Source organism: Mucilaginibacter sp. CAU 1740, from assembly GCF_039839285.1.
In the GTDB taxonomy this organism is placed as follows: Bacteria; Bacteroidota; Bacteroidia; order Sphingobacteriales; family Sphingobacteriaceae; genus Mucilaginibacter.
Map to the genome: position 1 here is coordinate 26274 of NZ_JBDOQS010000001.1, position 14913 is coordinate 41186.

The following is a 14913-nucleotide window of genomic DNA, read 5'->3' on the forward strand; positions in this document are numbered from 1 at the left end:
TTTATTGATTGTTAAGCAATATTGATGCCTTTTGCAGATTAAGAGATTGATTTTTTTCATTCCCTCCCGAGGGAGGGGCGCGATAGGCTGTGTAGTGACAGGGAGGGGTTATACGATTTGCTAACGGATATGCGAGGCGTATAAACCCCTCACTACACCCTCCCAAGGGAGGGAATCGCGCGGCCCTACGCTTTTAATCGTTCTGTTATTGTCATTCAAAGTTTCTGCAACGGCACATCAAGTAGTTCATAGTCGCCCCATCCATTAAAATCATAATGCCACCACTCAGTAGAGAGTACCCTGAAGCCGTATTTGGCCATTACAGCTTTAAGCAACTCGCGATTACTGATCTGCAATGGTGATAAGTTGGGGTAATTAGCCGAAGCTTTACGGCTAAAACTATCAAAAGGTGTAGGCATATCCAGTTCTTTCCCTGTTTTAAGGTTGATCAACGATAGGTCGATTGCACAGCCCCGGTTGTGCTTGGATCCTAAACGCGGGTTGGCCACAAAATTGGTATCGGGCGTTTTTTCGTAAAAATCTACCGTAACAGAGTAGGGGCGGTAGGCATCGTAAATTTTAAGTCCTAAGTTTTGAGTCTTAAGTTCAGCCTCAACCTGTTGCAGGGCTTTTACTACCGGCAGCCGGGCATATGCTTTGGCAACAGTGTACATGCGGCGGTGCATAAAATTGTTGGTGGTGGCGTATCGGATATCCAGCGAAATTTGCGGGATATATTTTTTTATTTCGACAAGCTGCTTATCCAGGTTGGCCTTTACCTGTACTTTATACCGGGCAATATTGCTGATTTTTGTACTATCGATGTATTTGTAATGCTGGGCTTGTACACCCATCCCACAAAAAATCAATATTAACAGTAATAAATACCTGTTCATACGTTAACGATGCGATACGATGAGCAGGTCGAGATCTTTGCAGGGAATGGAAAACCTGTCGCCGATGTGTTTATTGGTGAGTTGTCCCTGGTAAATATAAACCGCATTACGTACGCCTGACTTTTCCCAGATCACGTTTTTGATACCGCCATGCTCGCCAATATCCAGCAAAATAGGTGCAAAGATATTGGTAAGCGCGTAAGTTGCGGTACGGGCCACGCGCGAGGCGATGTTAGGCACGCAATAATGGATCACATCATACTTGCGAAAAACCGGGTGGGTATGGTTAGTTACTTCGGATGTTTCGAAGCAACCGCCCTGGTCGATACTTACGTCGATGATCACCGAATCGCGCTTCATGTTGCTTACCGTTGTTTCGGAAATAATACATGGACTGCGACCATCTTCGGCACGGAGGGCACCAATGGCTACATCGCAAGTGGTAATAGCTTTTTCTAAAACAATAGGCTGCACAACCGAGGTAAATACCCGGCTACCAATATTATTCTGCAAGCGACGAAGTTTATATATCGATGGATCGAAAACTTTTACTTCGGCACCTAATGATATAGCCGTACGGGCAGCATATTCGCCTACGGTACCAGCACCTAAAATTACAATTTCGGTAGGAGGGACACCGGTGATCCCGCCTAACATCAGGCCTTTGCCTTCAAAAACATTACTCAGATATTCGGCGGCGATGAGGATGGATGTAGCCCCTACTATTTCGCTCATGGCACGTACAACAGTAAGGATATTACCCTCATCCCGTAAATGCTCAAAACTAAGCGCCGTGATCTTCTTGGCCATTAAAGCCTGAATACTTTCCGCTTTCAACGTTGCCATTTGCAGAGTTGATATCAATAACTGCCCCGGCTTCATCAACTCAATTTCCTGCAGGGTTGGCGGCGCTATTTTAATGATGATATCGGCCTCGTAAACTTTTTTGGTATCGTAAATGATCTGCCCACCCTGATCGGCATAGTCCTTATCCGAAAAATTGGCTGCCTGCCCGGCATTGCTTTCAAGCAATATCTCATGCCCGTTATTAACCAGCAAGGCTACCGAAAGGGGGGTTAACGGCACCCGGTTTTCCTGGAAGGAAACCTCTTTGGGGATGCCGATGTATAATTTGTTCTTCTTAGATTTTACCTCAAGCAACGACTCCTGGGGTTGCATCATTGCCTGTTTGGCAATATCCGAAAACCCGCTAATGATCCCTGAACTCATGATGTATTTTTTAAAAGGCTGATGAAGATACTAAAAATAGCCGGATGATGGAACTAATTGTTTTGGATGCTGATGAGCCTTGAGTTATCATCACCAACCTTGATACTCACGGTTGTATAATGATCGGGCAGCAGGTCTGGTATTTTTTCGGGCCATTCAATAAAGCAATAGGCTCCGCTGTAAAAATATTCCTCATAGCCCATATCCAAAGCTTCGGTTTGTGTTTTAAGGCGATAAAAATCGAAATGAAAAATCCGGCTATCCCTACCGATGTATTCATTAACGATAGAAAACGTAGGACTGGTGGCTGGTTCATCAATCCCCATTTCTTCGCACAGGGTTTTGATAAGCGTAGTTTTTCCGGCACCCATATCGCCATAAAATAAAAAGATCTTATTCCCCGCCGAATTATCTAAGATGGTTTTGGCGGCTTCCGGTAGCTGGGCTAATGTATTAACTGATAGTTGCACGATAATATTTCCTTACGTCATTGCGAGGTACGAAGCAATCCCAAACTATACAGGGCGGATCTGCTCAGCTACTCTGCTACTCGGGGATTGCTTCGTGCCTTGCAATGACGTGTTTTTTATATATTTAATCTATTCAAAAATACTCAAATTAAATATTAGCCAGCAAAGCTTTCAAAAATTGCTCCTTAGCTTCAATGTGCGGAATGTGCCCGCAATTGTCAAACTCTATCAATTTGCAGCCGGGAATCTTTTTAGCTGTTTCAGGGCCTAATATTTTGTATTGCCCGTGTTTGGCTTTTTCTTCGTCGCTCAGTAGTGCTTTGCCAACTATGGTTTTATCTTCCTTACCGGTAAACAGCACCGTTGACACTTTGATCAGCCCGAACTCATAACATACCGGTTGCTCATAGATCATCTCAAAAGTGAGAGCCGCTACTTTAGCGTACCGGGGAAAATCAGCACTTTGAGTTACGCCTGCACCTATTTTAACGAGGTAATCATATTCAGGCTTCCAGGTGGTGAAGTAAGAGTTTTCATAATATTTTTTTACGCTGGCAAAACTGGTTTTCAGTTCGGCTTTGTAATCATCGTCGGCACTGTTGTAGGGAACAAAAGTGCGGTAATCTTCTAAACCGATGGGATCTTCTAACAGCAGCTTTTCAACCTTATCAGGATACATCAATGTAAAACGGGTAGCCAGCATCCCGCCCATCGAATGGCCCATCAAAGTTATTTTTTGTATGCCGAGGCTATCCAACAAAGTTTTATTTATCCGCGCCAGCTGATGAAAACTGTAATGAATAAAAGCCTTTGATGATTTGCCGAAGCCAAGTTGATCGGGCACCACCACGCGGTAGCCTTTGTTAGTCATCGCCCGGATCACATCTGTCCAATAATAACCGCCAAAGTTTTTACCGTGAAAAAGCATCACTGTTTTGCCGTTGGGATTGGCTGGCTTCACATCCATATAGGCCATACGCAGGTCCTGTCCTTCAATCTTTACCGGCAGAAAACCTACCGGGTAGGGGTATTTTATGTTTTCGAGCGTAATGGATAGGGTATCTGATTGTGCACGGGCGATTATACTTACCGATAGGATGATGAATAGTGTTAATAATTTACGCATATGGAAAATACAGGATGGAGGATGAAATGTTTGCCCCCCGGAACCCTAAAGGGGGAGTTTGACGGAGAGGTGACGATGATATTCACAGGAGAAGGCCCGCCCAGTCCTCCTTTCAACAAAAAAGCCCCGCCTTACGGCGAAGCTCTTTATATAATATAACTTAAATCAGATCAGGATTTTTTGTTGGTGTTAAACCCAAACGGTACAACAACTTTAAAGCTAATGTTGCGGCCCATGTTAAAGATACCCGGGCGCACGCCATCCGGTACAGTAGGATTATCAAAATATTTAAGCCTGCTCATGTTTGATTGATAGTTAACATTGGCAAGATTCGTTCCTTCAACAAAAAGCTTAATAACCGGCTGACCGGCCTTGTTTACAATGTTGCCGCCAAAACCAGCGCTTAGCAAATTGTATCCTGCCGTGTAAGTCTCAGTTCCGTAAGCGGCGAAGAAGCGGTCTTGCGCACTGTAGTGGTCAAAGCCAACAAACGCGTACAGGCTTTTCAGCTTGCCGAAGCCTCCGTTAAATGTTCCGCGAAGCTCCGAGTGAAGGTGCAACGGTGGTATAAATGGCAGGTATTTCAGGCTATCCGCAACTGGGCCACCGTTACCTTTGTTTTGGCCGTAAGTTAAGCTAAGCGCGTTTTCAAAATGCAACCACGAAATTGGGTGCAAATCAACACTTGCCTCGCCGCCATAAATGCGTGCTCTGCTTTGCACATAGGTAAAAGTTGTATAACCCTGTGTATAAACCGGGCTGCCATCGGCAGCTAAAACCTGTTGTTGATAAATGTAGTTACTCAGGTTATTATTAAATACCTCAATACTGGCCGAAATATTTGGCAGTGTTAAAAACGTACCGATATCTTCCTGCAAGCTAAACTCAGGTTTAAAGTTTTTATCGCCAATATGATAGATCTGCGAGCCTGGATCCGGGCCGTTGGCCGAAATCTCGGCAATACTTGGTGCCCTGAAACCGCGTGAAATATTACCCTTGATCAGGAACGCGTCAGACACATTATATGTAGCGCCGAAGCTGCCCGAAAATCCGCTGAAGCGTTTGTTGAAGGCATCAAACTGCTTGGTAACGTTAGCTGCAGTTTCTGGATTGCTGCCGGTGTACAATTGCGGATATCCTTTGGCGCCCAAAGTATCAACATAAGCTGCAGCGTTCGAGAACGAACGGGTATCATACCTTGCACCTGCCGAAACATCTAATTTACCATAACTCTTTTTGATCACAAAAAACGGACCTACATCAAATTGATGATAGGCAGGGATAGGAAAATCGGTAGCATCGCCAATGGTATTGTTGCCATACTGCCCGTTAATGCCAAAGGTTGTTTCGTAATCGTTACCTATATTAAAGTTGTATTTAACATCATAAGTATAGGTAGCCAGGTGCAGGTTAAGTCCGGCTATATCACCATCCTCGGGGTGCGTGTATTCGCGACGGTGGCTATACTGGAAGCCCAGGTTAACCGCAAGGTTACCGTTGCCTAAAATAAAATTACTATTGTTGTAGATACGGTAAAGTTGTACATGCTGATGCAGGGTTGGTATTTTATAGGAGTTTAAAACCGAGTTTGGCACAATAGGTCTAAAAGCGTCGCCGTCTTCTACAACTTGCTGCGTAAACTTACGTGTAATCGAATCACGGCTACCGTCAGGAATGGATTGTTCATCATCAAACACTGATGCATGCAGGTATGAATATCCCCACGATTTGTTAAGGCCAACCATTACGCGGGCGTCTTTTTCGCGGTAGTTGGTTCCATATACACGACCATCGTGCTCGTTTTGATAATCCTTGCTGCCTTTAGCCGATACCACGGTACCCCAAACCAGTCCGTTTTGATTACCCTGCAACCTGAACGAACCATTATATAGGCCCTGGTTGGTACCATATAAGCCCTGAACCGAACCTAATATTTTTCCTTCGGGAACAGGTGCCGGTGAGATCAGGTTTACAACACCACCTATCGCATCAGAACCATAGCTTAAACTTGCCGGACCTTTGATCACCTCAACACGGTCTATCGAATTTTGATCAACCTCAATACCATGCTCATCGCCCCATTGCTGGCCTTCCTGGCGGATACCATCTTGTAACGTAATTACCCGGTTATAACCCAACCCATGGATAAATGGTTTAGATACATTAGGCCCAGTAGTAACGGCGCTAACACCAGGCAATGTAGCTATCTGGTCAATAACATTGCCCGATGCAGCACGCTGCTCCAGATATGCTTTGCCAACGGCCAGCATAGGTACCGGGCTACGTTTTATTTCGGTGGCTTTGCTTACCCCTGTAACTACAACCTCACCTGCCTCGAGCGATGATGTTTGCATTTTTACATCATATACGTTTGTTTTTGAAAAATCAACCCTCTGGGTAACGGTCAGGTAACCTAAATAAGTAACCTGCACCAGGAAAACACCTTTGGGTACTGTACTGAAGCTGTATTTACCGTTTACATCGGTAATAGTTCCTTTACGCAGATCGGGAATATTTACAGTTGCACCAATAATTGGTTTTCCATCGGCCTTATCGGTTATAGTACCCGAAAGCGTACCGGCCGCCTCTTCAATAACTTTATTTTTTACGGTACGCGTGGCGCCGTCCGCAAGCGCGACAAATTGAGCGGACAAAAACAATAATATAGCGAAGCTAATTAGCTTTAATTTCATGACGAAAACTTAAGAAATAGATAAATGCCCCCTCTTTGAGTGGCGTTATTCAGAAAAATTTAAACAGGATAGTTAAACTAACACAGGAGGTGCGCGGCCAGCCGCGAGGATAAGCGCGATGCTTACAAAATTGTAATCGCCTTGCTTAAAAACATGGGTAGAAGGTACGAGGGGTATTAAAAATAAGTTATTGGTAACAACCACGGCATCGGTATGCTGCATGGCGTCGCACAGTAAACATTTTTCTTTAACCGTTTGCCTGTCGGAGGCTATATGGCTGTGTTTGGTAATTCCCTTAATAAGCGCGTGCTGGTGCGAATAAACAGCGTATTGCCCAACTACAAAGCTAAGCAGTAGCAGCCACGCGAATACGATATGTAGGCGTTTTTTATTCACAGTCAACACCCTATTAAACGGGATAAAGCAAAAGTAAGTATTAAAACGGGAATATTAATGCAACATTGTAACAATTATATTGAAGAGTCATTGTTTCATTGGGTCATTAAGTCATTGGATAGCGTATCTGATCTCGGGTTTAAATATCCCTTCAAAAGAAAAAATGACCTAATGACCAAATGACTTAATGACCAACAACCTATCTTTGCAACCTATGACACCTGCCGAGATCAATAAAAAATGGGACATATTACAGCAACATATTGCCGAGGATTTTGATAACGAAAAGCCCGACATTAAAGTGATGCTGTTTTTAATAGGAGTGCAGGAATTGGGGCAGGGGCCACGCAAGTTCAGCAAACGCCAAAAGGAAGAGCTGATGCATATTGCCACCTGCCGGCTATTCAGCATGATGGGCTTTTACGAACTGGAAGGACTTGACCAGGATGGCTGGCCACATTGGAAACGCGTTAAAGTTATCCCAAACTACACCTTGCTTGAGCAGGAGATGACGATGAAATCGCTCATTATTGCTTATTTTGAGGAGTTGGGGGTTATTTAAGTTTGGGTGAATGGTTGATTGGGTTGATTAGACGAGTGGTTGTATCTGTGGGCAAGCCTGTCACTCTGAGCTTGTCGAAGAGTCGTGCGCAGAGGCCCCACCCACCATGCTTCGACGCGCTCAGCATGACACCCGATTTTGAAGCGTTCAGGAGAAGCCGAATCCTCTCCAACAAAATTCCGAAAATTCATAAATTCGATAAATTACGGTTCAGACAAAACCATATGAAGAAACTTTTTACCTTAAGCATCCTATTATTAACGCTCACCGCCGCCTTTGCGAGTAAGCCTAAAAACCAGTATGTGCGTATCCATACTACTTATGGCGATTGCATTATCCGTTTGTATAACGAAACTCCTTTGCACCGCGACAACTTTATCAAGCTTACAAAAAAAGGCTTTTTTAATGGCACATTGTTCCATAGGGTAATCCAAAACTTCATGATCCAGGGCGGCGACCCGGATTCGAAAGATCCGGCAAAAGCAAAACCCGGTGCAGAGTTGGGTAACGGCGATGTGGGTTATACCGTCCCTGCCGAATTTCGCGATAGCCTGTTCCACAAACGCGGCGTATTAGCTGCCGCCCGCGATGAAAACCCTACCAAGGCATCAAGTGGTTGCCAGTTTTACGTTACTGAAGGTAAACGTTTTACGGATGGTAAGCTGGACACTTTGGAGAATACAAGGTTAAAGGGTCGCAAGATTCCTGCTTCACAGCGTGAATATTATAAAACAGTAGGAGGTGTACCGCATCTTGATCAAAACTACACGGTATTTGGTGAGGTAATTACCGGCATTGATATGGTAGATAGGATAGCCGCCGTTAAAAAGGACGGGAACGACCGTCCGCTTGCTGATGTGCCGATGACTGTAGAGTTGTTAAGCAAACGGGAGTGCAAGCAGTTGGATAAAATACTTTATCCGCAGAAAAAATAAAAAAACGGGCGCATGGGTAGCGTAGAGGAGTGTAAGTTATAAACTTACACCGTTTGTAACCACGGGTTACGCTATCGCTAAACCCGCGGCAGTTGGTATATTCATTAATATTGCAAAAAAAGGCCTCTTTTTAGGGGTAGGGACACATGAAAATAATCACTTATAATGTTAACGGCATCCGCTCGGCCATCAGCAAAGGTTGGCTGGCCTGGCTACAAGCTACCGATGCCGATGTTGTTTGTTTACAGGAAATAAAAGCAACACCCGATGTACTGACAGATCTTGGTTTGGTTGATGCTATGGGCTACCAACACTACTGGTTCCCGGCCGAAAAAAAGGGCTACAGTGGCACAGCCATTTTTACCAAAATCCTTCCTAAACATATTGAGTACGGTTGCGGCATCCCAGATTTTGACCGTGAAGGCCGTTGCATCCGGGTTGATTTTGATGAGGTATCGGTGATGAGTGTATACTTCCCATCAGGCTCGAGCGGCGATGAACGCCAGGTTTTTAAATACCGTTTTTTAGATGAGTTTGGCAAATACCTTACTTTATTAAAAGTAACTATCCCAAACCTGGTAGTTTGCGGCGATTATAATATCTGCCATAAGGCTATCGATATCCATAACCCAAAATCAAACGCCAACTCATCAGGCTTTTTGCCCGAAGAGCGCGAATGGATGGAGAATTTTGTTGAAGGTGGTTTTATAGATACCTTCCGCCACGTTAATAAAGAACCTCATAATTATACCTGGTGGAGTTTTCGCGCCGGGGCACGAGGTAAAAACTTAGGCTGGCGTATTGATTATGCCATGGCCAGCACGCCATTGGAGGCCAATATCCGCAGGGCGGCTATTTTACCGGAGGCCAAGCATTCGGATCATTGCCCGGTGTTGTTGGAGTTGGAGTTTTAAACTCTTTCTTTAAAAATTGTCATTTCGATAGAGCAGGGGGAGGATAGAGCGTCGGGGCGAAAGAGAAATCTTGTACGCCGTGCAAAGAGGCTTGCATGGCGTACAAGATTTCTCCTCACCCCAATTCACAGTCCATCGCGCGTTCGTCGAAATGACAATTGGGGTATTTCGTTGAAGAGTTATCACCCTTAAAACTCCTCATGAATATAAGTCATGATCCGCACCATCTCATCCCGCACTTCTCTACTCGGCCTCACAAAATTATTATTCATAAACGCAAAGGCCAACCGCTTGCCCTTCCTGGTAACGATGTAACCGCTTTGGTTATGATTATTACTTAACGAGCCTGTTTTTGCCCAAACAAAGGGCTGCCCGTTATCGGTTTTGTAAGCATTTTTAATAGTACCGGCCACACCGCCAATGGGCATCATACTGTGTAGCAGGCTATCATCTTTAACCTCATCGTGTATTTTCAAAAGCAAGGCCACCATATCCCTCGGTGTAAATAAATTATAGCGCGACAGGCCCGAGCCATCCACCCATTGTGGCGCATCCGGCAAATCATTCAGCAAATTAGCTTTGGCATAGTTGATCACCGAATCGATATTCAACGTTCCAAACTTTACCGACGAGCATACCAACAGCAACTGTTCGGCAATAAAATTATCACTCGGTTGCAGCATACGGCGATAAACTGAATCGGCATTGGCGTTGTAAATAGTTTTGACATCGGCAGGCATTGGCGTTTGCAATAATGATACCTGTTTTTTTAAAGTATCCTGCAGCAAGGCCATGGTGAGTTGCAAACTGGTTTTCCACGGAATTTCCTGCTTGTAGCCCGGTGGGATCTCCTCGGCAGGGTAAATAAAGTTATTGGTTAACAGGTCGCGTTTTACTTTAAACTTTGCGGGGTGATAATTGATATCAGCATTTAAAAACCGCTTTAAATAATAAGGTTTTACCTGCATGTTGCCATCATGATCGGCATATAATTGGGCCACGTTATCTTCAATGGGGAGGGCGGTTATTTCGGCCTGGTAATAATCGTTATAATCGTCCCATCCCCAGCCGGGGCCAAAAAGTTCGCCGGTATAATTGCCGGGCGAATAAAACAATTGTTTATTACTGCTTTTTAAAAAGTTAAGACCACTTACACCTTTCAGATCACTATGTAAAAAAGATGGGTCGCCGGTTCCCCAAAATATTAGCGAATCGCCGCGGGTTTGGTAGCGTAAGGCGGGGATACTATCGCCCAGCATTTTGAGGCAGGTATAAAAAGTAAAAAGCTTGGTGTTGGATGCAGGAGTAAAATATTTATCGGCATTAAGCTCATAGATCATTTTTTGTTCGTCGATATCATACAGGGCGAAACCCGTAAAATGATCGTTCACAATTTTTGAGTGCTTAAAAAGCTTTTTAACCTTTCTTTTTTTTATCGAACGGGCATAAATACTATCATGGAATACACTTAAAACACAAATGATTAACAGAAATGAAATAGTTGGTTTTCGCATAATAAAATATTTATTTAACAAATAAATGTCGTAAATTTAATATACCAACTATAACCACTTTGTTACACAAGCTATATTATATTTTACGCCGATCCGGGGCATTGTGGCTTGCAATTATATTAACATTTTGCTTCGCCAATACGGTTAGGGCCCAGTACTTTGATCTTGCTGTTAATAAAAAAAAGGTGAATATCCCGTTCAGGCTGGAGCGCAACCTTTTGATCATCAAACTCAAGATCAACGATAAAGGCCCCTTTAACTTTATTTTGGATACCGGGGTAGGCCTCATGATCATCACCGATCCCAAATTAGTCGATTCGATCAGCATTCCCAACAAACGTACCTTAAAAATACCTGGTCTTGGCGAGGGCGAAGATTCTGAAGCATATGTTACCTCTAACTTAGCTGTTGATATTCCGGGATTGGTAAGTTATGATATTGCCGCGGCCATACTTAAAAAAGATGTTTTTAACCTTTCGGGATATGCGGGCATGCCTATACACGGCCTGCTTGGTTATGAGTTTTTTAATAACATGGCTGTAAAAATCGATTTTCAGGACAGCACAGTTACCGTTTGCCGCCCAAAAGATCTGAAACCCATGCGCCGCAGCAGCAAAATACCTATGAGCATTGAAGACAGGAAACCCTACATTGATGCAAAAGCTATTATGCCAGGCATAGCACCATTTAAAACCAAACTGGTGGTTGATCTGGGTGCCGGGCATCCTGTATCTATCGAACGATACATCAAAAACTACGGGCTGCCTCAAAAATTCATCTCATCTGCCAATCTTGGTATCGGCCTTAACGGACCAATTAATGGTTTTATAAGCAGGCTTGAAGAGTTTGATCTCGGTAAATTCAGGATAAAAAAGGTACTTGCTTCCTTTCCTAATGACGACAACAATCAAGGCAACGTATCGGTAAAGCGCGATGGCAACCTGGGCACAGGTATTTTGAAAAGATTCACTGTAATATTTGACTACCCGGATAGCGTACTGTACCTGAAACAAGGCTCAACCTATAACGAACCTTTTGAGCATGATATGAGCGGACTGGAATACTATGCCGCAGGCGATAATTACGACCGGATTGTGATAAGCCGCGTTGAACCGGGTTCGGCAGCCGATGAAGTTGGCCTTGAACGGGATGATGAGATCATTGCCATAAATTTTAAGCCTGTATCAAAAATGACTTTGCAACAAATTGACGAAATGTTCAAATCCAAAGATGACCGAAGCCTGTTATTGGATGTCTACCACGAAAAACGGGTTGACAAAGTGGTACTTACTTTAAAACGTCGCATATAATTAATAATACTTGTAATTTTCTTGCTGATAAAACGTCTTATCCTAAAAAAAGAAGCCTTTTTTTATATAAGTTTACGTTTTAACTATTATTAATAAATGAAAAGACATTCGTTGCCGGGCATTTATATGCGCGGTTCAGTATTGGCGCTTGCAGTTTTAGCGGGGTCGTGCGCTACTAAAAAGCATGCCGCCAATCAAACCCTAACCCTAAAAACCACAACAACAGCCTCCGGAACGGTAACTACCGCCACAACCGGTGCGCCAAAAAAAGAGGGCATCAAAAAATTCAGCGACCTGATCCCGGCAAAAACCAAAGTAGATAGCGGCCTATTTAACCTGTACAAGGTTGATGGCAAGTACTACTATGAAATTCCCGATTCATTAAACAACCGCGAAATGCTGGTGGTTACCCGTTTTGTTAAAACACCGGGTGGACTGCGCACTTTTGGTCAGCAATATGGCGGTGAAGAAATTAACGACCAGGTTTGGAAATGGGAACGCCACGATAAGCAAGTGTTTATCCGTGTACCAAGCTTTTCAATGCGTGCCGATAGTACCAGCGATATGTACCAATCGGTAAAAAACTCAAACCTTGATGCTGTACTGGCATCGTTTGAGGTTAAGGCATTTAATAAAGATACCACAGGTGTTTTAATTGATGTTACTGATTTTTACAATGGCGATACTCAGGCAATAGGTTTATCTGACGAGATCAAGAAAGCCTACAAAACAATGGGCCTTGATAACTCGCGCTCATATATCGATACCATTAAAAGCTTCCCGATAAACATTGAAGCGCACTCGTTAAAAACATACCGCGCCGGCGAATCGCCAACAGATAACAGCACAGGTGCTATTACTTTCGAGCTGAATACCTCGATGTTGTTGTTACCTAAAACGCCAATGAAACCGAGGATTATGGATGCGAGGGTTGGCTTTTTTGGTCAGGGCCAAACAGATTACGGCACCAACGCGCAAAAAGCATTGGTTACCGCCTACATTCATCGCTGGAAGTTGGAACCAAAAGATCCTGCTGCTTACGCAAACGGCCAACTGGTTGAACCTAAAAAACAAATTGTTTACTACATAGATCCGGCAACACCTAAAAAATGGGTACCATACCTTATTGCAGGTGTAAACGATTGGCAAAAAGCTTTTGAGGCCGCTGGTTTTAAAAACGCTATTGTTGCTAAAGTAGCTCCTACTAAAAAAGAAGATCCCGAGTTTAGCACTGAGGATGCACGTTACGCGGTGATCCGTTATTTCGCATCGGATGTGGAGAACGCTTACGGCCCACACGTTTCCGATCCTCGCAGCGGTGAGATTTTGGAAAGCCATGTTGGCTGGTACCATAACGTTATGCAATTATTACGCGATTGGTATTTGATCCAAACAGCCGCCGTAAACCCTAACGCGCGCCACGCTCAATTTACTGATGAGCAAATGGGTGAGCTGATCCGCTTTGTATCATCGCATGAAATTGGTCACACCCTTGGTTTACCGCACAACTTTGGTTCGAGCTATGCTTACCCGGTTGATTCATTGCGCTCAAAATCATTTACTGATAAACACGGCACAGCTCCATCAATTATGGATTATGCCCGTTTTAACTATATCGCACAACCGGGTGATGGTGTAACCCACCTTTACCCGCAAATTGGCGAGTATGATGACTGGTCGATCAAATGGGGGTACAGCTGGTTCCCGGGCAATAAAACACCTGAGCAGGAAAAAGAGATCCTTGCCAAATGGACTGATAAACACGCAGGTGACCCTAAATATTACTTCGGTCGCCAGGGCACTTCTATCGATCCGCGTTTGCAGAACGAAGATTTAGGCGACAATGCCATGAAAGCAAGCGCTTACGGTATTGCCAACCTGAAACGTATTTTGCCTAACCTCGAAAAATGGTCGTACCAAAAAAATGAGGATTATGATGATCTGAGCGAACTTTATAACGAAGTGCTTGGTCAGTTTTACCGTTACATGGGCCACGTTACCACCAACATTGGCGGGATGAACGAAAACTTTAAAACTTACGATCAGAAAGGTGCTGTGTATGATTTCGTAGCCAAAACCCGTCAGCATGAAGCAGCCGCATTTTTGAACGAGCAATTGTACAAAACTCCAACTTGGTTAATTAACCAGCCAGAGCTGGCTAAGTTTGATAACGGTGTAGTGATTAACCGCATCAAATCAATGCAGGCATCGTTGTTAGCAAACGAGATAAACCCATCAAGGTTGGCCCGTATGTATGATAACGAAGCCAAAAACGGTAAAAATGCTTACACCGTAGCTGAGTTATTTACTGATTTGCACACCGGTATATTCGGAGCAGGTACTCCTGACAGCTACAAACGCAGCCTACAACGTACCTATGTTGACTACCTTAAAACGTTGTTAAGCCTTGATGCGAGTCCTTCGTACCAGGGTATTCCGGCGGCGGCACTGGCCAATTGGGGCTTAACACCTATAAACATTGCCATGTCTGATATCAGACCTATGGTACGTATTGAGTTGAGGAAAATTGATGCTGGTTTGCCAAAAGGCGGTGACGCTATTACCTCGGCACACTACGCCGACTTACGTTTAAGGATCAAGGAAGCACTTAATCCAACCCGTCCGGTTGTTAATATTAACGGCATGATGATGAGGGGCATTACCACTCCGGTACCAAATAATTTAGATCCGAAAGCAGGCAGCACTAATTGCTGGCCAAAAACAACTTTCGATTTTTAATCTGAACTGAAGTTTCGGATGATTTTAGAATCCTGCCTCATTTTTGGGGCAGGATTTTTTATTTGAAAACGAATCCGCTTTAAATCCTATATGTCATTTCGATGGAGCGGAGGAGGAAAGAGCGTGAG

The 14913-nt window shown here is 44.0% G+C and carries 12 protein-coding genes; 5 read left to right on the plus strand and 7 right to left on the minus strand.

Translation table 11 applies throughout. The features are described 5' to 3' along the window. Nucleotides 1-215 precede the first annotated feature (215 nt). The 6 genes from AAFN85_RS00115 to AAFN85_RS00140 all read right to left on the minus strand — a co-directional run bounded on the left by AAFN85_RS00115 (nucleotide 216) and on the right by AAFN85_RS00140 (nucleotide 6811). The gene (locus AAFN85_RS00115; protein WP_347524714.1) at nucleotides 216-896 is read right to left on the minus strand and encodes a M15 family metallopeptidase; all 681 of its coding nucleotides are present in this window, start codon (nucleotides 894-896) and stop codon (nucleotides 216-218) included. 3 nt (nucleotides 897-899) lie between these two features. Continuing rightward, the gene (locus tag AAFN85_RS00120) at nucleotides 900-2126 is read right to left on the minus strand and encodes an alanine dehydrogenase (RefSeq protein WP_347524716.1); all 1227 of its coding nucleotides are present in this window, start codon (nucleotides 2124-2126) and stop codon (nucleotides 900-902) included. A gap of 53 nt (nucleotides 2127-2179) precedes the next feature. Continuing rightward, nucleotides 2180-2596: a tRNA (adenosine(37)-N6)-threonylcarbamoyltransferase complex ATPase subunit type 1 TsaE gene (gene tsaE / locus AAFN85_RS00125; protein WP_347524718.1), complete on the minus strand. Its 417-nt coding sequence runs from the start codon at nucleotides 2594-2596 to the stop codon at nucleotides 2180-2182. 148 nt (nucleotides 2597-2744) lie between these two features. Next, complete coding sequence (locus AAFN85_RS00130) at nucleotides 2745-3722, minus strand: alpha/beta hydrolase (RefSeq protein WP_347524720.1); 978 nt, start codon at nucleotides 3720-3722, stop codon at nucleotides 2745-2747. A 170-nt stretch (nucleotides 3723-3892) separates the two neighbouring features. After that, nucleotides 3893-6415 (minus strand): TonB-dependent receptor, encoded by a 2523-nt coding sequence (locus tag AAFN85_RS00135; RefSeq protein ID WP_347524722.1) that lies wholly within the window; start codon nucleotides 6413-6415, stop codon nucleotides 3893-3895. 72 nt (nucleotides 6416-6487) lie between these two features. Then, nucleotides 6488-6811: a hypothetical protein gene (locus AAFN85_RS00140; protein ID WP_347524724.1), complete on the minus strand. Its 324-nt coding sequence runs from the start codon at nucleotides 6809-6811 to the stop codon at nucleotides 6488-6490. A gap of 214 nt (nucleotides 6812-7025) precedes the next feature. Between AAFN85_RS00140 and AAFN85_RS00145 the strand changes: the two genes are divergently transcribed. The 3 genes from AAFN85_RS00145 (at nucleotide 7026) to AAFN85_RS00155 (ending at nucleotide 9222) form a co-directional block, all read left to right on the plus strand. Further along, entirely contained in the window at nucleotides 7026-7373 is a 348-nt protein-coding gene (locus tag AAFN85_RS00145) for a hypothetical protein (RefSeq protein WP_347525750.1), read from the plus strand. Between the two features lie 224 nt (nucleotides 7374-7597). Further along, on the plus strand, nucleotides 7598-8308 hold the full coding sequence (locus tag AAFN85_RS00150) for a peptidylprolyl isomerase (protein WP_347524726.1): 711 nt from the start codon (nucleotides 7598-7600) through the stop codon (nucleotides 8306-8308). A 146-nt stretch (nucleotides 8309-8454) separates the two neighbouring features. Further along, the gene (locus tag AAFN85_RS00155) at nucleotides 8455-9222 is read left to right on the plus strand and encodes an exodeoxyribonuclease III (protein WP_347524728.1); all 768 of its coding nucleotides are present in this window, start codon (nucleotides 8455-8457) and stop codon (nucleotides 9220-9222) included. A gap of 188 nt (nucleotides 9223-9410) precedes the next feature. On the opposite strand, the gene AAFN85_RS00160 is transcribed toward AAFN85_RS00155, so the two are convergent. Further along, complete coding sequence (locus AAFN85_RS00160; RefSeq protein WP_347524730.1) at nucleotides 9411-10613, minus strand: D-alanyl-D-alanine carboxypeptidase; 1203 nt, start codon at nucleotides 10611-10613, stop codon at nucleotides 9411-9413. Nucleotides 10614-10921: 308 nt separating this feature from the next. On the opposite strand from AAFN85_RS00160, the gene AAFN85_RS00165 reads away from it, so the two are divergent. Both AAFN85_RS00165 and AAFN85_RS00170 read left to right on the plus strand, forming a co-directional pair. Beyond that, on the plus strand, nucleotides 10922-12046 hold the full coding sequence (locus AAFN85_RS00165) for an aspartyl protease family protein (RefSeq protein ID WP_347524732.1): 1125 nt from the start codon (nucleotides 10922-10924) through the stop codon (nucleotides 12044-12046). Between the two features lie 96 nt (nucleotides 12047-12142). Beyond that, nucleotides 12143-14785, plus strand: coding sequence for a zinc-dependent metalloprotease (locus AAFN85_RS00170; protein WP_347524733.1), 2643 nt, complete (start codon nucleotides 12143-12145; stop codon nucleotides 14783-14785). Nucleotides 14786-14913 lie beyond the last annotated feature (128 nt).